Annotated in this window: 13 protein-coding genes and 2 pseudogenes; 6 read left to right on the top strand and 9 right to left on the bottom strand. The window is 64.4% G+C overall.

Going from position 1 to position 16,735, the window contains the following annotated elements; all coding sequences use genetic code 11:
- Positions 1-287 precede the first annotated feature (287 nt).
- From F7R02_RS04365 to F7R02_RS04355, 3 genes are all read left to right on the top strand, one after another.
- The gene (locus F7R02_RS04365) at positions 288-1,667 is read left to right on the top strand and encodes a serine hydrolase domain-containing protein (RefSeq protein WP_033482753.1); all 1,380 of its coding nucleotides are present in this window, start codon (positions 288-290) and stop codon (positions 1,665-1,667) included.
- A 692-nt stretch (positions 1,668-2,359) separates the two neighbouring features.
- Positions 2,360-2,779 (top strand): hypothetical protein, encoded by a 420-nt coding sequence (locus tag F7R02_RS26850; RefSeq protein WP_235857434.1) that lies wholly within the window; start codon positions 2,360-2,362, stop codon positions 2,777-2,779.
- 686 nt (positions 2,780-3,465) lie between these two features.
- On the top strand, positions 3,466-3,786 hold the full coding sequence (locus F7R02_RS04355; RefSeq protein ID WP_124632088.1) for a hypothetical protein: 321 nt from the start codon (positions 3,466-3,468) through the stop codon (positions 3,784-3,786).
- On the opposite strand, the gene gcvH is transcribed toward F7R02_RS04355, so the two are convergent.
- The 8 genes and pseudogenes from gcvH to nudE all read right to left on the bottom strand — a co-directional run bounded on the left by gcvH (position 3,780) and on the right by nudE (position 9,857).
- Positions 3,780-4,175: a glycine cleavage system protein GcvH gene (gene gcvH / locus F7R02_RS04350; protein ID WP_078590244.1), complete on the bottom strand. Its 396-nt coding sequence runs from the start codon at positions 4,173-4,175 to the stop codon at positions 3,780-3,782. The genes F7R02_RS04355 and gcvH overlap by 7 nt on opposite strands.
- Positions 4,176-4,318: 143 nt before the next feature.
- Positions 4,319-5,428, bottom strand: a complete 1,110-nt coding sequence (gene gcvT, locus F7R02_RS04345) for a glycine cleavage system aminomethyltransferase GcvT (protein WP_078590243.1) — start codon at positions 5,426-5,428, stop codon at positions 4,319-4,321.
- A gap of 172 nt (positions 5,429-5,600) precedes the next feature.
- Positions 5,601-6,043 (bottom strand): annotated as a pseudogene (locus tag F7R02_RS04340) (NfeD family protein).
- Between the two features lie 3 nt (positions 6,044-6,046).
- Positions 6,047-6,819 (bottom strand): annotated as a pseudogene (locus tag F7R02_RS27475) (SPFH domain-containing protein).
- A 153-nt stretch (positions 6,820-6,972) separates the two neighbouring features.
- Complete coding sequence (locus tag F7R02_RS04325; RefSeq protein ID WP_008572067.1) at positions 6,973-7,308, bottom strand: YnfA family protein; 336 nt, start codon at positions 7,306-7,308, stop codon at positions 6,973-6,975.
- Positions 7,305-8,324, bottom strand: a complete 1,020-nt coding sequence (gene mazG / locus F7R02_RS04320) for a nucleoside triphosphate pyrophosphohydrolase (RefSeq protein ID WP_078590242.1) — start codon at positions 8,322-8,324, stop codon at positions 7,305-7,307. The genes F7R02_RS04325 and mazG overlap by 4 nt, the downstream gene beginning before the upstream one ends.
- A 187-nt stretch (positions 8,325-8,511) precedes the next feature.
- On the bottom strand, positions 8,512-9,312 hold the full coding sequence (cysQ, locus tag F7R02_RS04315) for a 3'(2'),5'-bisphosphate nucleotidase CysQ (RefSeq protein ID WP_003482426.1): 801 nt from the start codon (positions 9,310-9,312) through the stop codon (positions 8,512-8,514).
- Positions 9,309-9,857 (bottom strand): ADP compounds hydrolase NudE, encoded by a 549-nt coding sequence (gene nudE, locus F7R02_RS04310; RefSeq protein WP_003482427.1) that lies wholly within the window; start codon positions 9,855-9,857, stop codon positions 9,309-9,311. Before nudE ends, cysQ begins: the two co-directional genes overlap by 4 nt.
- Positions 9,858-9,898: 41 nt before the next feature.
- Here nudE and bioA point away from each other — a divergent pair, with 41 nt between their 5' ends.
- Both bioA and F7R02_RS04300 read left to right on the top strand, forming a co-directional pair.
- Positions 9,899-11,317, top strand: a complete 1,419-nt coding sequence (gene bioA, locus F7R02_RS04305) for an adenosylmethionine--8-amino-7-oxononanoate transaminase (protein WP_078590241.1) — start codon at positions 9,899-9,901, stop codon at positions 11,315-11,317.
- Positions 11,308-12,042 (top strand): 16S rRNA (uracil(1498)-N(3))-methyltransferase, encoded by a 735-nt coding sequence (locus F7R02_RS04300; RefSeq protein WP_003482429.1) that lies wholly within the window; start codon positions 11,308-11,310, stop codon positions 12,040-12,042. The genes bioA and F7R02_RS04300 overlap by 10 nt, the downstream gene beginning before the upstream one ends.
- Positions 12,043-12,184: 142 nt before the next feature.
- On the opposite strand, the gene F7R02_RS04295 is transcribed toward F7R02_RS04300, so the two are convergent.
- Entirely contained in the window at positions 12,185-13,183 is a 999-nt protein-coding gene (locus tag F7R02_RS04295) for a glucokinase family protein (RefSeq protein ID WP_172397256.1), read from the bottom strand.
- A 720-nt stretch (positions 13,184-13,903) separates the two neighbouring features.
- Here F7R02_RS04295 and F7R02_RS04290 point away from each other — a divergent pair.
- Positions 13,904-16,633 (top strand): TonB-dependent receptor, encoded by a 2,730-nt coding sequence (locus tag F7R02_RS04290; RefSeq protein WP_078590239.1) that lies wholly within the window; start codon positions 13,904-13,906, stop codon positions 16,631-16,633.
- The last annotated feature ends 102 nt before the right edge of the window (positions 16,634-16,735 follow it).

Raw genomic sequence — 16,735 nt, 5'->3', positions numbered from 1 at the left:
CAACGGCAGCACCTGTGAAAGAAGCGCGCAAGTTAGCCGATGCGAGGCAGCGCCACCAGCGACCAGTCGCAGGACACTGCGGCCCGGGTGCCCTCCACGCCGGCACGCTGCTTGCAACTCGTATTGCACCAAAGCGTGGCAACGCGTCGGCGGCACCGGAATACTCGAATGCTGAATCTAAAATCATCAATAGGATCAATGCGATGCCCATTCATCTTCCGGCAGTTTGTGCTATTGCAAAGCGCGGCGCTAGAATCGCCGGAGGCAGCGGAACAGGCGGGACAACCATGACAGAAATGCGCACGCGCCGACGGTTCCGACCGTTGGCTATCGGGCTGTTCGGGGCGTTATTGCCCCTGGCCCTATCATCCACCGCGCAGACACCCGCGCCCACCGCCGCTGCGTTGCAGGCGGCCACTGTGGCTCAGTCGCCCACCGCACCGCTGCCCTATCGCACCTCGCTGCCGGCCAACCAGGTGTTGGCACCTGCTGCCGGTTTCGATGTGGCGGCATTCGAATCGATGGCCGACCAGCTGACCTACGGCAACCGGGTGCCCGGGATGGCGATGGCCATCGTGCAGGGCGGCAAGGTGCTCAGCGCGCGCGGCTATGGCGTCACCGACGTCAATCATCCGCAGCCGGTCGATGGCCACACGGTGTTTCGCCTGGCCTCGCTGTCCAAAGCCTTCGCCGGCACCATGGCCGGCCTGCTGGTCAACGATGGCGTGCTGCGCTGGGACAGCAAAGTGGTCGACTATGTGCCGGGCTTCCAGCTCAGCGACAACGCGGCCACCCGGCAACTCACCGTGGCCGAAGTGCTCAGCCATCGCGTCGGCCTGACCCGCAACGCCTACGACCGCGATATCGAATCCAACGCCGACTACTACTCGCTCAGCCATAAGCTGGCGGCTGCGCCGCTGCGTTGCGCACCGGGCGATTGCTACGCATATCAAAACGTCGCCTTCAGCCTGGTTGGCGATGTGGTGTTCGCCGCATCGGGCAGCTTCTACGAGCAATCGGTAGAGCGCCGCATCTTCAAGCCGCTGGGCATGAACGACGCCAGCATGGGGCTGGCCGGTATCCAGGCGAGCCCGCACTGGGCACGTCCGCATGTGCGCAGCCGCAATGGCTGGGTCTCGCTGACGCCCAAGCCCACCTACTACCGTCTGGCGCCCGCTGCGGGCGTCAACGCCAGCGCCAGCGATATGGCGCAGTGGCTGCTCGCGCACACCGGCCATCGCACCGATGTGCTGCCTGCGCCGCTGTTGGCGACGCTGCACGCGCCGTTGATCTCCACGCCGGGCGAAATGCGTTCGGGCTGGCGCCACGAGCGCGTGGACGCGGCCAGCTATGCGCTGGGCTGGCGCGTGTTCGATTACGCCGGCCATCAAGTGGTGTTCCATGCCGGCGCGGTGCAAGGTTATCGCGGTTTGGTCGCACTGCTGCCGGAGCGCGACCTGGGTGTTGCGATCCTGTGGAACGGCGAAAGTGGCCTGCCCTCGGGCATGCTGCCGACCATCCTGGATCGCGCGCTCGGCCTGCCGGCCAAGCGCTGGCTGGACATCGACGTGGACGGCGACTTCGGCAGCGAGAACATGCTGGCAGAAAAACCCGACCCGGCTGGCAAGGGTGCGTCTTCCGGCAAGTCGGTGGCCTCGCCGCGCTGAGTGGAGTCGTGCACTGACCTCGGGTCGGTGACGTGGGCAAAGGCGGCTTCGGCCGCCTTCGTTGTTTCTGTGTCTCCGACGCGCGTTGCTCGGCTCGCCGAAGGCATGACTGCCGGGCGCGCAAGAGCAAGGCCGTGAATGCGCAATACGCCGGCATTGTCTGGCTGCCGTAAACACCCCTTGCCACCAACGTTGCGGCTGAGCCGATCTGTTCGGTGTCCCGAAGTGGAAGCACCGGCGGCCGGCTCTGGAGTCTCGCGGCTTGGGTCTCCCAAAGGTCTCTGCCTTCCGACCTGCTGCATTTCCGGCACGCCCTCAGGTCAGGCAGCGGCGGCGTGCTGTCGTGCTGTCTGCCCTCGAGCCATCGTGCGAAGGCATCGACAACTGTCCAAGTTGGCGGGCAAAGTCAGAATGATCCCGCGGCGACATCTGCACTGCCGACCGGCATGCGCGCCTGGCGGCACAATGCCGCAAACTTGAAATGAGCGAGGTTGCTCGGCCGGCAACACCTACGCCGTTTGCGGACTGGCAACGCGCAGCCTCGCACCGACCGCGCTAGCGCCAGGCACATAAAAAAGCTCCCTCCCCGCTGGGCGTCGGGGAGAGAGCTCGATGTTTACGGCGATCGGGTATTACAAGATCAGATCAGCGGTGCCGGGGTTGCGGGCAGCGCGACCGGAGCGGCCTTCTTCTTGCGAACGGCCGGCTTCTTCTTGGCGACCTTCTTCACGGCAGGCTTCTTGGTAGCGGTCTTCTTGGTGGCGGACTTCTTGGTCGCCTTCTTCGCTACTGCCTTTTTGGTGGTCTTCTTGACGGCTTTCTTGGCCGTCTTCTTGGCGGCAGTCTTCTTGGTCGCCTTCTTTGCAGTCTTCTTCACTGCCTTCTTGGCGGCCGTCTTCTTGGTTGCCTTCTTCGCAGTCTTCTTTACTGCCTTCTTGGCGGTTGCCTTCTTTGCAGTCTTCTTGACGGCCTTCTTGGCAGCAGTCTTCTTTACTGCCTTCTTGGCGGTCGCCTTTTTGGCGACCTTCTTGACTGCCTTCTTGGCGGCAGTCTTCTTCACTGCCTTTTTGGCAGTGGGTTTCTTTTTCGCAGCTTTTGCAGTGGCCATGTAATTGGCTCCTCGTCAGTGAACTATGGAGGTGAAACGCCCAGTTGAACCAAACCCCGCGACGGCATGCCGTCGTCGGGGACCGTCCGCAGATGATGCGCGACGGAACGGATACAGAAACACCCGCATCGAACGGCGACACGGGTGCGTAGTCGGAACGACAACTGCTTTCTTGGAGAGAAGCGGACCCGACTCCACCGTGGTTAGCGCTTCGGTGGACATCCGGAACAAGCTTGTCGGCGTGATGTCGATTCTGCTCACTCTCTTCCGCAGCAATGTCTGCTGGGCGAAACCTAATCACGCTTTTTTTTACTGTCAACACTCTTTTGCAATTTTTTTTCTACCCACCGTCGCTGCGCGCCATGTCCGCGCCAGCGAATCGCCCCGCGCGCGGGCGTACCCGTCCAACCGAGAAGCGCGCTCGCCCAACAGCGTTTTCGAAAAAGCACCTCTTTTCCGCTGTTTTTTTTAAGTCGCGCGCTTGCACGCCTGCCCGAACACTTCGTCCGCACGGCAGCGAAGCCGATGCGACGGCATGGCTTGCCGCCTGTCCGCCAGCTGAAAATTTTTTATCCAACGGCTGCACTTCCGACGTCGCATGAGCAGAAATGCGCAAACTTATTGAGCGCCTGGAGCGTCATGCATGCAGCCGCGCGCACCGACTGCGGCATCCATCGCGTGCACTGACGGATGATCGAGCAAGGCGACATGCACAAAATTTTTTCACCGGGCGCACGCCAAACCCTCACGAACGACTCACGTCAGAAATCCGGCGCAGTGCAGGTGGGCGAGCAGTGGACGCGCGTCGGACCGTTGCTGTCGACGTACCGCATCGACATGCACCAGCGGCATCGCGATCCCCGACCGACGTTCCCCTTTCTCCGATTTCGCTGGCGGCTTGCGCGGCATCGCTGCACCAAGATACGCGTCACCGACAGAAGGCGTGCTCAAAAAAATGGCCGCTCTATGAGCGGCCATCGGATGCCGGCGTCAACGACACCTGATCAGTGATCGTCTTCTTCGAGCAGCTCGGCATAGTCGTCCGGGTCCAACAGGTCGTTGAGCTGTTCCTTGTCGTCGATCTCGACGACGAAGATCCAGCCTTCGCCGTAGGCGTCTTCGTTGATGGTTTCCGGCTTGTCGCTCAACGCGCTGTTGACCTCGACGACGGTGCCGCTGACCGGGCTATAGACGTCGGAGGCGGCCTTGACCGATTCCACCACCGCAGCGCCGTTTCCGACCTGTACGGTGTCGCCGACACCCGGCAATTCGACGTAAACCAGGTCACCCAGCAAGCCCTGCGCGTGGTCGGAAATGCCGACGGTCACGCGACCGTTGCTCTCGACGCGGGCCCACTCGTGGGATTTGAGGAACTTGAGGTCGCCAGGGATCTCGCTCATGGGTGTGCTCCGGGAAAGATGATGATTGGGGACAGATGGCTAGTTTAGACCGCGCGACAAGACAGGTGCACGCACGGCGGTGTGGCGATGGCGATCCGGACGCGGGCGCAGCGCCGCGCGCGGCATACATGGCGCTACACGATTCAGTCGCCGAGCACGCCGGGCTGTGCCTGGCCGTCGCGCACGAACGGAAACTTCACCGCTCTCAACGGCACCTGTTTGCCGCGGATGTCCACGCGCAGCTGCTCGATGCTACCGGCCGGCACGCGCGCGAAGGCGATCGCCTTGCCCAGCGTCGGCGAGAACGTGCCGGACAGGATCTCGCCTTCGCCGTTGGCGGTGAGCACGGTCTGGCCATGCCGTAACACGCCCTTCTCGTCCATCACCACACCGATCAGCTGACGCGGTGCGCCCTGCGCCTTTTGCGATTCGAGCACGCTGCGACCGATGAAGTCGCGTCCTTCGTCCAGGGCGATCGTCCAGGCCAGCCCTGCCTCGTAAGGGGTGACGCCATCGTCCATGTCCTGCCCGTAAAGATTCATGCCCGCTTCCAGACGCAGGGTGTCGCGTGCGCCCAGGCCGGCCGGTTTGACGCCCTGCGCGAGCAACGCATTCCAGAATGCGACGGCGGCCTGCTGCGGCAACACGATTTCGAAACCGTCTTCGCCGGTGTAGCCGGTGCGCGCAAGGAACAACTCGATGCCATCGCGCGAACGCGTCTGCAGCGCGGCGAACCGGCCGAGCTTGCTCGCCGCTGCAGTGTCGGCAGGGTCGAGCAGGTCGATGACCTTGGTACGCGCGCTGGGACCTTGCACGGCAATCATGGCGAAGTCGCTGCGCTCTTCGACGCGCACGTCGAAGCGCGCGGCCTGCTCGCCGATCCACTGCAGGTCCTTTTCGCGGGTGGCGGCGTTGACCACCAGACGGAAGAAGTTTTCTGTCATGTAATAGACGATGAGGTCGTCGATCACCCCACCCTGCGGATTGAGCATGCAGGTGTACAGCGCCTTGCCGGAGACCTTGAGCTTGTCCACCGAGTTGGCGAGCAAGTAGCGCAGAAACTCGCGCACGCGCGCGCCGTGCAGGTCGACCACCGTCATGTGGCTGACGTCGAACATGCCGGCGTCGCGACGCACCTGGTGGTGCTCGTCCAGTTGCGAGCCGTAGTGGATCGGCATGTCCCAGCTGCCGAAGTCGACCATCTTGGCGCCAAGCGCACGATGGGTGTCGTTGAGGATGGTCTTCTGGGTCATGTGCGCCGTTCCGAGGAAAGACGGCCATTATCGCCATCCTGTCACGCTTGGGGGAACGGCAGACACGCCGCTGTGTGGTTGCGCTGCCTGCGGGCAGTAACGCAGCGCGACGCTACGCCGCGCTGCAACAATGCTCAGGCGGGCACCGCACTGCATGCCCTGCCCGCGTACATCAAGCGGCCGGCTGCACCAGCAAGGTCATGCCATCGACGCCGACGATGCGCACCGGCGTGCCGAAGTGCCAGCCGGCAGGTCCGGGCCGGCCACCACCCAGAACGCATCATCGACCTTGGCGCGGACGCGACCATCGTGGATGGCCTGATCGAGCGGCACGCAACGGCCGATCAACTGCTCGGCACGCCGATCGAGTAGCGGGCGATCGCTCTGGGAGCCCTTGCCGCGAAACCAGGTGCGATACACCTGCACCAAGACGAAGCTGAGCAGCACAAGCGCCACGATCTGCCACAGCAACGCGATGTCCGGCAACACCGGCACCAATAAGCACACCGCTGCGGCAGCGATCCCCATCCACAGCAGGAACGCACACGCACCAGGGTCTGGGCCGCAATCAGCAGCAGCGCCAGCACTGCCCCAGACCGCCACGTCCCAGCGCATGGCTCAGTCTCCCGCGCGCGGCGGCATCGGCGGGACGCGCATGGGCGCGTCGGGTTTGCCGGCCGCCTGCTTGGCCAGCTCGGCAATGCCGGCGATCGAACCGATGATGCCGCTGGATTCCATCGGCATCAGCACGAATTTCTGGTTGGGCGCGGTGGCCAGCGCCTTGAATGCTTCCACATACTTCCGTGCGACGAAACAGTTGATCGCCTGCACGCTGCCGTTGGCGATGGCGTCGGACACCATCTGCGTCGCGCGTGCCTCGGCCTCGGCCAGACGTTCGCGCGCCTCGGCATCGCGGAAGGCGGCTTCCTTGCGGCCTTCGGCCTCGAGCACGGCGGCCTGCTTCTCGCCATCGGCGCGCAAGATTTCCGATTGACGCGAGCCTTCGGCTTCGAGGATCTGCGCACGCTCTGCGCTCGGCCTTCATCTGCCCCGCCATCGAATCGATCAGGTCGCGCGGCGGCTGGATGTCGCGGATATAGAGCGTGTTATGGGCGTCGAGATGAGATGCGTTGGCCGTCAGCGGTGCCAAGCGGGTGCTGCGCGGCTTGCCTTGGCTGGCGCCAAGGCAAGCCGCGCGGCGCCCTCGCCGTGCCGCTGACGGCCCCCCCTCCGGGAAGCGTCCTGTGGCGCGCCGACCCACGCCGTCGACCACCGGCACCAGGAAGTGCAGCCCCGGACTCATGGTGTGGCGGCACCATGCGCACGGTTTTGAACAGGACAACGACGCCGGCAACCAGCACGGCGATGGCGAGACATGAAGCCGGAAACAGGTGCGGCCCCTTGCAGGTAGTGGATCTATCCCTGCGTGAGTATGCCTCGGCGCTCCCGGCGGCTTACGCCGGCCACGCGCGGAGCGGGCCCGGGCGCAGCCGCACCCGGCGGCTGTCGTAAGACAGCCAACAAGCGCGCTCCTGCAAACGCGGTCAGGCGCTACGCGGCGAGAACATGATGACCGCCATGCCGAGCAGGCAACAGGCGGCGCCGAGCAGATCCCAGCGCGTCGGCGTCACGCCGTCCACCCACCACAGCCACAACAGCGCGCTGGCGATGTAGACGCCGCCATAGGCCGCGTACACGCGACCGCTCGCTTCCGGATGCAAGCTCAACAGCCAGACGAAGACGGCGAGGCTCAGCGCAGTGGGCAGCAGCAACCACACGCTGCCACCTTTGCGCAGCCAGAGATAAGGAAGGTAGCAACCCACCAACTCGGCGAGCGCCGTCGCGGCGAACAACAGCAGCGTGGTCGGCGCGATCGTCATGCGGGGCGCGGCGTTTCGGAATCGGGGCCATCGACGCCGGTTTGATACCCCATTGCGCTGCGGAAAACCTCACCGCCAACGGACGGGTGACTGCTGACAGGGCTGTCCACGGGCGGCGCGTGGGACACCGGGGCGTGCAAGGCCGATGCATCGCCCGCGGAACCGTCGATGGCCGGACTGTCGACGACCGGCACATCGCCGCTGCGCTCCTCACGCTTGGCCTGTTGCCACAACGCTTCCTGCTCGCCCAGCGACAACGCGTTCAACGAGGTGCCGGCAGTACGCGCCTGCGCTTCCATCGCACGAAAGCGACGTTCGAATTTCAGGTTGGCGTGCCGCAACGCGGCGCCGACATCCACCTTGGCATGGCGCGCCAGATTGGCGCAGACGAACAACACATCGCCCAGTTCGTCTTCCAGCCGGGCCTGATTGTCGGCCACCGGGCCGCGCGCGAATTCCAAGCGCAACTCTTCGATTTCTTCCTGCAGTTTTTCCAGCACCGGCGCCGGGCCGGGCCAATCGAAACCCACGCGCGCCGCACGCGACTGCAGTTTGGTGGAGCGCTGCCATTCGGGCAGCCCGCGCGCGATGCCGGCAAGTGCGGAGTCGTCTTGGTTGCCGGCAACACGACGTTCTTCGCGCTTGATCTGCTCCCAGTTGGCGCTCACCGCCTGCGCATCGGCCGCCGGTTGGGCGGCGAACACATGCGGGTGGCGGCGTATGAGCTTGTCGCGAAGCGTGGCGACCACGTCGGCGAATGTAAACGCCCCCTGCTCGGCCGCCATTTGCGAATGGAAGACCACCTGCAGCAACAGGTCGCCCAACTCGTCGCGCAGGCCAGCCAGGTCGTTGCGATCGATCGCATCGGCCACCTCGTAGGCTTCTTCGATGGTGTATGGCGCGATGCTGGCGAAGGTCTGCTGCACATCCCAGGGACAGCCGTGTTCGCGATCGCGCAGACGCGCCATCACGTGCAACAGCTGCTGGATATCGCCGATGGATGGGGTCTGAGGCATCGTGTATTCCTGGAACCTGTGAGTGGGTGCGCCGCCGGCGCATTCCCACGCGACGTAAGCGACGTAAGCGGCCGTTGCACCCGCAATAGACGCGGCACGCAAGCGCGTGCGGAGATACCGGAGTGTACCTTCCAGAGCGTCAGGACCTTGCGCAGCCATGCCGTCGTCAGGACGGCGCGCATGCCGCTCAGGCCAGCCAATCGCGCCAGGGCAGATTGGGGTCGCCCAGTGCGATGAAGTCGCCGTTGAGCAAGGTGTCGCGGCGGTTGTAGCGGAACGGTTTGCCACTGGCGCCGGCCAGCAACACGCCACCGGCCGCATGCAGCACGCACTGGCCGGCGGCGGTGTCCCACTCGGAGGTGGGGCCGAAGCGTGGATACACGTCCAGATCGCCTTCGGCGATGCGGCAGAACTTCAACGACGAGCCTTGCGCGACCACGTCGATCTCGCCCATCCGCTCCAGCGCGGCGGCAGTCCGCGCGTCGCGATGCGAACGGCTGGCTGCCACCCGCAACGGCATGGCGGCCGGGGTGCGCGTGTGCAGCATCTCATCGCGGTCGCCATCGCGGCGGAAGGCGTTCTCGCCACGCGCGGCATACCAGACCCGTCCGTCGACCGGCGCCTGCACCACCCCGAGCACCGGCGCGCCCATATGGATGAGTGCGATGTTGACGCTGAACTCGCCGTTGCGCTTGACGAATTCGCGGGTGCCATCGAGCGGATCGACCAGCCAGTAACTGGTCCAGTACTGGCGTTGCTCCCAGGCCACGTGCGCAGACTCTTCCGACAGCACCGGCACATCCGGGGTGACACGGCGCAGGCCTTCGACGATGACGCGGTTGGCCGCCAGGTCGGCCTGGGTCAGCGGGCTGGCGTCGTCCTTGATCTCCACCGAAAAGTCCTGGGCGTAGACCTCCATGATTGCGTCGCCGGCGTCGCGCGCGATGGCGATCACGGTTTCGCGCAGCTCCATCGGGATGCGGATCATGGATTGCGCTCCAGCCACTCGCGCGCAATGAACAAGGCGGCCAGCGAACGGCCTTCGGAAAAATCTTCGCGCAGCATCAATTCGTCCAGACGTGCGATTGGCCACGGCACCACGTCCATCTCTTCCGGCTCGTCGCCGACCAGGCGCTCGGGATAGAGGTCGCGTGCCAGCACCAACCAGGATTGGTGACTCATATAAGTAGGAGCGAGCGTCATCGCGCGCAGCACCTGTACCTGGCGTGCGCCATAGCCGGCTTCTTCCTTGAGCTCGCGGTCGGCGGCCTGCTCGGGTGTTTCGCCGGCGTCGATGCGGCCCTTGACCAGACCGAGTTCGTAGCGATGCACGCCGGCGGCGTATTCGCGCACCAGCAGCACGGTTTGCGCATCGAGCATCGGTACCACCACCACGGCGCCATGGCCCTGGCTGAGTTGGCGTTCGTAGATGCGACGCTGCCCGTTGGAAAACTCCAGATCCAGCTGCTGCCGACGGAACGGCCCGTCGCCCAGATCGGTGATCTTGTGGATGATCGGCAGGCGCGAGCTCATGCGTCGCACGCAGCCGCAAAGCGGGCCGATAGAATAGGCGGATGCATCGACATGTCCATGAACCCGAAATCCTAGCAGACCCTGCAGCCGCACAAACTGCCGAACATTGGCGGCAACGCGATCTTGCCGTGGTGTGGCACCCCTGCACGCAGATGCGTGAGCACCCGCACACGCTGCCGCTGGTGCCGATCGCGGGTGGCGAAGGCGCATGGCTGGTCGGCCATGACGGCCGCCGCTATCTGGACGCGGTGAGCAGCTGGTGGACCAACCTGTTCGGTCATACCGAACCGCGCATCGGCGCGGCCATCGCGCGCCAGGCCGGCGAACTGGAGCAGGTGATGCTGGCCGGCTTCACGCATACGCCGGCCGTGCAGCTGGCCGAGCAGTTGCTGGCGATCGCGCCACGCCAGGCCGGGCGCGCGCCGCTGTCCAAGGTGTTCTATGCCGACAACGGATCGGCCGGCGTGGAGGTGGCGCTGAAGATGGCCTTTCATTACTTCCACAATCGCGGCGACCACCGGCGGACGCGGTTCATCGCACTGGAGAATGGTTACCACGGCGAAACCATCGGCGCGCTATCGGTTGGCGATATTCCGCTGTACCGGCGCGTGTATGCGCCGCTGTTGCTGGAGGCGATGTTCACGCCCTCGCCCGATGCCTACCTGGCCGAACCGGGGCAAAGCGCCGAAGACCATGCGCTGCAGGCAGCCGATGCGTTGCAGGCACTGTTCGAACACTCGCCCGGCGAAATCTGTGCACTGATCCTGGAGCCGCGCGTGCAATGCGCGGGCGGGATGCGCATGTACCACCCGGCGTATCTGCGCCGCGCGCGCGAATTATGCGATGCCCATGGTGCATTCTTGATCGCCGACGAGATCGCCACCGGCTTCGGCCGTACCGGCACCCTGTTTGCCTGCGAACAGGCCGGCGTGATGCCCGACCTGTTGTGCCTGTCGAAGGGACTGACCGGCGGCTTCCTGCCGCTGTCGGCGGTGTTGGCCACGCAGCAGTTGTACGACGCGTTCCTGGACGATTCGCGCGAGCGTGCGTTTCTGCATTCGCACAGTTACACCGGCAACCCGCTGGCATGTGCCGCGGCGCTGGCGACCTTGAAGATCTTCGCAGACGACCACGTGATTGCGCGTAACCAACCCATCGCCGCGCGCATGCGCGCGCTCGCTGCGCAGATCGGCGAACACCCGTCCGTGGCGGACGTGCGCCAGGCCGGCATGATCGTGGCCTTCGAGCTGACCCAGGGCGGTAACAAGCGCACGCCGTTTGCGTCTGCCGCACGCGTCGGCCTGAAGGCGTATCGCGCGGCGCTCGAAAAAGGCGTGGTGCTGCGCCCGCTTGGCGACGTGCTGTACTGGATGCCGCCGTATTGCGTGGACGAGGCGCAGCTTGCGTTGTTGGCCGACACCACCCGCCATGCCATCACGGAAGCGGTCGCATGCGCCTGACCCGTTCGCATGTCGCGCTGCCGCTGCACTGCGACCAGGAAGTGACATTGCCGGAAGAGTCGGCCAATCACCTGCTGCGGGTACTGCGGCTGCGCGAGGGCGATGCCTGCATCCTGTTCAACGGCGACGGCAGCGACTACCACGCACGCATCACCGTGGCGGGCAAGCGCGATGCACGTGCGCGGGTGGAACGCGCCGAGCCGCTCTCCAACGAATCGCCGTTGCGTATCACCTTGATGCAAGGCATCGCGCGCGGCGAGAAGATGGATCTGATCCTGCAGAAGGCCACCGAATTGGGCGTTGCGGCGATCGTGCCGGTGATCGCCGAGCGCACCGAGGTCAAGCTCGATGCGGCGCGCACCGAAAAACGCGTGGCGCACTGGCGCAGCGTGGTGGTGTCGGCCTGCGAGCAATCCGGGCGTGCACGTCTTCCCAGCGTGGCCGCGCCGCAGGGCCTGCAGGACGCGGCGCAGGCCAGCGACGCGCATGCGCTACGGCTGACGCTGGACCCACAGGGCGAGCATCGCCTGGGCACGTTGGCATCGAGCATTCAGCAACACATCGTCGTGGCGATCGGGCCGGAAGGCGGCTGGTCGCCACGCGATCGCGCACTGCTTGCCGAGGCGGGTTTCAGCGGACTGCAGCTGGGGCCGCGCATTCTGCGCACCGAAACGGCGGGGCTGGCGGCGATTGCGGCGCTGCAGTCGCGGTTCGGGGACCTATAGCGCCATGACGCCGTAGGAGCGCACCCGGGCGCGACCAGGCATTTATCGGCAACGCCGCGTCGCGCCTGGCTGCGCTCCTACCGGAATGCGGAGTTGATCGATCTGGTGCAGCCGGCTCGCTGCACCTGCCGTATGCGAGCGCTCAGCGGCCGCGCTGCAGGAACCAGCTGGCAGCACCCATGACGCCAAGCTGGCCGTGCTCGACGATGCTCACCGGCACCTGCTCCAGCGCGGGACGCAATGCGCCCTTGTCGAGCAGGCGCGCGACGAAGTCGCTATCGGCGATAAAGGTGGCGATTTGCGGCAGGAAACCGCCAGCCAGATAAACGCCACTGCGCACGCCATACAGCAGCATCAGGTCGCCGACCACGCTGCCCATAAATCCGCAAAACGCCTGCAAGGCGTCGTGCGCCAATCCATCGTTGCCGGCCATTGCGGCCGCGGTGATATCGGCCGGGCTGGCGTGCACCACGGTGTCCCCACGCAAGGCCGCCAGCGCGGTGTACAGATTCAACAGGCCCGGGCCGGACAACAGCGTTTCGGTCCCCACGTGGGTGCGCGTGCGCCGCAGTTCCTGCAGCAACGCCATTTCCAGATCGCTGGCCGGCGCCAGTGCAGCGTGGCCGGCTTCGGTGGGCAGCACCACCGGATGACCACCGTTGGGGATCCACAGCGCCGCGCCCAGGCCCGTGCCCGGACCAAGCACCAACGCCGGGCCTGCGGCACCCTGCACCGGGCCAGACAACTGCATGACCTGGTTGCCGCTCATGTAATTGGCCGCATAGGCGACCGCTTCGAAATCGTTGACCAGATGCAGGGCCTGCATGCCGAGCTGGCGGCGAATCTGCTCCGGCGCCAGTACCCAGGGCAGATTGGTGGTGATCACGCTACCGTCTTCCAGCGCGTAGCCGGCGCTGGCGATCACGCCCCGGCGTACTGGTGCACAACCCAGTTCCGCGAAGAACGCGGCCATGATGTCGGCAAGGCCCGGATAGTCGGCGCAGCGGTACTTGCGATAGTCCAGCACCGTGATCGGCTTGCCCGCGTCATTGCTCTCGCATACCAGCGCCAGGCGCACGTGCGTGCCGCCCACATCGGCGGCAACGAAGGTTTCGGGGCGCGGAAAGGCCACCGCTTCCATTGGACTGCTTGCGCTCACGCATTCTCCTGATCAGTGGCGGCGGCTGGCGTCGTCGCGCGTTGTCCGACGAACGGCCAACGGGTAGACAACGTTGTCAGCAATCGCCCTGTAACGCAACCGTGGCAACCGCGACGCGTCCCGGACGGGACGGCGCGCGTCATTCGCCAAAAATACGCAGGCGCAACGGCGATTCCTGCACAACCCCAGGGCGAACCGGGGCAGCTGCGACATTTTCGATCGTACGCGCCGATGGTAGCAGTCGCGCTCGCAAAGCGTATTGCGCAAACTGCTGCGAGGCAAAGTCGGCTTTCGCCTGAAAATGCTGCATTGCAGCGCAATCGCAGCCACATCAGAGATCTGTGACGACGTGTTGACAACGCTGTCAGGGCTACGCGAGACTCGATTCAAATCGGAGTTCTGGCAGGAGGGGCCATGGACTGTTCGGTACTGAAGAACGGGCATTCCCTCGCCTGGCATTCCAGATTCGCGAGTCGTGCGTCGCCCGACGTTCCCGCTCGCTGATGTGCGTTTAGCTCCACCGCTTCACCACACGGGGGACACCTCCTTCACCGCGCGAATCGCCTGCACCCTGCTTCGAAACAAGCGTGCCAGCGCAATTATCGCGATCGGTCAGGGCGTGTTGTTTTGCCGGCCACGCCGAGCGCGTTGCGTCCTATTGCAGGGCAGCACGCTCACAGCACTAACCAATGAGGTTTAGCCATGCACAGCCGCACCACGACGTTAGCACTCTGTATCACCGCCGCTCTGTACTGCTCCGGCTCTGCAATGGCTGCCGGACAAGAACAACAAGCCCCGGCCAGCACGCCGTCGGCCACCACCGAGCTGGATACCATCACCGTCACCGGCTACCGCGCGTCGCTGGAGAAGAGCCAGGCGGTCAAGCGCTCGGCCAACTCCATCGTCGATGCGATCAGCGCCGAAGACATCGGCAAGTTCCCGGACGTCAATGCGGCCGAATCGCTGTCGCATCTTCCGGGTATCAGCGTCGACCGCCAGTTCGGCGAAGGCGAAAAGGTCAGCATCAACGGCACCGACCCGGCCTTGAACCGCGTGCTGCTCAATGGCCAGACCATCGCCTCGGGCGACTGGGGCGGCAACCCGACCGATACCAGCGGCCGTACCTTCAACTACACGCTGCTGTCGCCGGAAATCATCGGCCTGATGGAGGTCTACAAGACCCCTGAAGCGCGCATCGACGAAGGCTCGATCGGCGGCACGGTGATCGTGCACACCCGCAAGCCGCTGGACCTGCCCAAGAACACCATCCGCGGCTCGGTCGGCTACAACTACAACGACCGCTCCGAAGAGGGCAATCCGCGCGGTTCGGCGCTGTGGAACTGGAAGAACGACGACGAAACCTTCGGCGCGTTGATCTCCGCCACGCACGACAAGCAGGACCTGGCGCGCGCCGGTATCGAATACTTCGGCTACACCACCGGTGCCAACATTCCGCCGACCGCCACCATCACCGGCGACGGCAGCGATGTGGCCACCGCACGTGTGCCCGCCGGCATCAGCAGCGCGTTCTTCCAGCAGACCCGTGAGCGCAGTGGCCTGCAGGGCGCGTTGCAGTGGAAACCCGACGAGCAGAACGAGTTCAACCTGACCGGTCTGTACATCAAGGGCAAGTACAACAACTTCAGCCAGGCGCGTTATGTGTGCCCAAACTGCAGTTCACCGGCAGCGGATGGCTCTGTCGATGAAAACGGGAATGCTGTCCAAATCAGCAACATGCGACTGATAGACAGGGCGACAGTGCAAAATGGAGTGGTCACCTCCGCGAATTTCGCAGATAGCGGACTCGCGCAACCATATTCCCAGCTGGACGCAAACTACCGTGAAAGCACCGTCACTACCAAGAGCCTGAACCTGCGTCATGACTGGTCCGGCGAAAAGTGGGTGTTCACCACCCAGGCCGGTTACACCGAAGCGACCGGCGGAAAGAACCCCGAATACCTGATGAAGTTCCTGATGCAGGACGGCGGTTACAACTACGCGTTTGATGGTCGCAACACCGCGGTCAACTACGACAACGGCGGAGCAGCGAACTGGGTCTTGCCAGGTAATCCGGCAGGTTTGGCTCCCGGGCAGCAGGGAAACGTTCCCGGCACTAGCACGCCGATCATGCAGGCAGGCGGTATCGCCTACCAGAAGAGCAAGGACGACGAGAAGTACTTCCAGTGGGATGCTTCGCGCGACCTGGAAAGGGGCCCGTTCACCAAGCTGCAGTTCGGCTACAAGTACATCAACCACAACAACGGCGTGGATGCGCGCGGCAACCGTATCAACTCCACTGACGCGGTGTCGCTGACGCAGTTCAACCCCGGTAGCACGCCGAGCAGCCTGTATGACGGCCTAGGCGCCAGCGGCGATCTGACCACCTGGCCGACCGCCAGCCTGAGCTCGATCCGCAACTATCTGCTGTCGCAGCCGCAGGGCCCGTACCGTACCGACTTCGGCTCCTCGTTCGACGTGAAGGAAATCACGCAGAACTTCTACACGCAATTGAACTACGAGACCGGCAAGTGGCGCGGTAACGTTGGCGTGCGCCTGGTCGACACCACCGACAAGTCCGAGTACTGGCAGAGCCAGGACGGTGGCACCACCTTCAGCCGTGTTGCCGAAACCAACGACTACCGCAAGGCGCTGCCGAGCTTCAACATCGCCTATGACGTCACCGACGACACCGTGCTGCGCTTCTCGGCTGCCAAGGTCATCGCACGTCCGCGTTATGCCGATCTGGCCGGTTCGTTCACCATCAACAGCGGCAACGGCAACCTGACCGCCAACGGTGGCAACCCGGATCTGAAACCGTACGAATCCACCAACTACGATCTGGCTGCCGAATGGTATTTCGCGCCGTCCAGCATGTTGTCCGGTGAAGTCTTCTATCGCGATATCAGCTCCTACATCGTCAATACCACGGTCAGCCAGCAGCTCAATCCGGCGCCGCCGGCGGTGGCGGGCGTCTACCAGGTGACCACGCCGGTCAACGTTTCCGATGCAAAGGTCAAGGGCGCATCGATCAACTATCAGCAGGCGTTCGGCCTCGGCTTCGGATTGCAGGCGAACTACACGTTTGCCAAATCCGATGCGAGCACCGGCTTGAACCTGCCCTACCTGTCGCGCGACACCTACAACGTGATCCCGTATTGGGAACACGGCGACTGGACGGTGCGTGTGAACTACAGCTACCGCTCGAAGTACTTCACCCAGATCGGACGCCTGGGCTCGGAAGACTTCGCAGACAGCTACAAGCAGCTGGATTTGACCGCCTCGTATCAGATCACCGACTACATGGGCCTCACCTTCGGCGCCACCAACCTGCTGGATTCCACCTACCGCTTGTACAGCGGAACCAGGGACACCCCGACAGCGTTCTACAAGAACGGCCGCGGCTACCAGGCCCAGCTGAACTTCAAGTTCTGATGTAGTCCCGGCGCGCCACCGACCCTCCACGGTGGCGCGCTTTTTTTTTGGACCTGTCGCTGTCCGCAGCGGCAGGTCGATGTCGCAACAAGGAGTGGTACT

This window comes from Xanthomonas cissicola, assembly GCF_008801575.1.
GTDB lineage: Bacteria > Pseudomonadota > Gammaproteobacteria > Xanthomonadales > Xanthomonadaceae > Xanthomonas > Xanthomonas cissicola.
This window is presented reverse-complemented; position numbering and strand designations above follow the sequence as displayed.

Excerpts from the sequence above, each read along its gene's own strand:
- F7R02_RS04365 (WP_033482753.1), top strand. The coding sequence starts at position 288 with ATGACAGAAATGCGCACGCGCCGACGGTTCCGACCGTTGGCTATCGGG.
- F7R02_RS04355 (WP_124632088.1), top strand. The coding sequence starts at position 3,466 with ATGATCGAGCAAGGCGACATGCACAAAATTTTTTCACCGGGCGCACGC.
- gcvH (WP_078590244.1), bottom strand. The coding sequence starts at position 4,175 with ATGAGCGAGATCCCTGGCGACCTCAAGTTCCTCAAATCCCACGAGTGG.
- gcvT (WP_078590243.1), bottom strand. The coding sequence starts at position 5,428 with ATGACCCAGAAGACCATCCTCAACGACACCCATCGTGCGCTTGGCGCC.
- F7R02_RS04325 (WP_008572067.1), bottom strand. The coding sequence starts at position 7,308 with ATGACGATCGCGCCGACCACGCTGCTGTTGTTCGCCGCGACGGCGCTC.
- mazG (WP_078590242.1), bottom strand. The coding sequence starts at position 8,324 with ATGCCTCAGACCCCATCCATCGGCGATATCCAGCAGCTGTTGCACGTG.
- cysQ (WP_003482426.1), bottom strand. The coding sequence starts at position 9,312 with ATGATCCGCATCCCGATGGAGCTGCGCGAAACCGTGATCGCCATCGCG.
- nudE (WP_003482427.1), bottom strand. The coding sequence starts at position 9,857 with ATGAGCTCGCGCCTGCCGATCATCCACAAGATCACCGATCTGGGCGAC.
- bioA (WP_078590241.1), top strand. The coding sequence starts at position 9,899 with ATGCATCGACATGTCCATGAACCCGAAATCCTAGCAGACCCTGCAGCC.
- F7R02_RS04300 (WP_003482429.1), top strand. The coding sequence starts at position 11,308 with ATGCGCCTGACCCGTTCGCATGTCGCGCTGCCGCTGCACTGCGACCAG.
- F7R02_RS04295 (WP_172397256.1), bottom strand. The coding sequence starts at position 13,183 with ATGGAAGCGGTGGCCTTTCCGCGCCCCGAAACCTTCGTTGCCGCCGAT.
- F7R02_RS04290 (WP_078590239.1), top strand. The coding sequence starts at position 13,904 with ATGCACAGCCGCACCACGACGTTAGCACTCTGTATCACCGCCGCTCTG.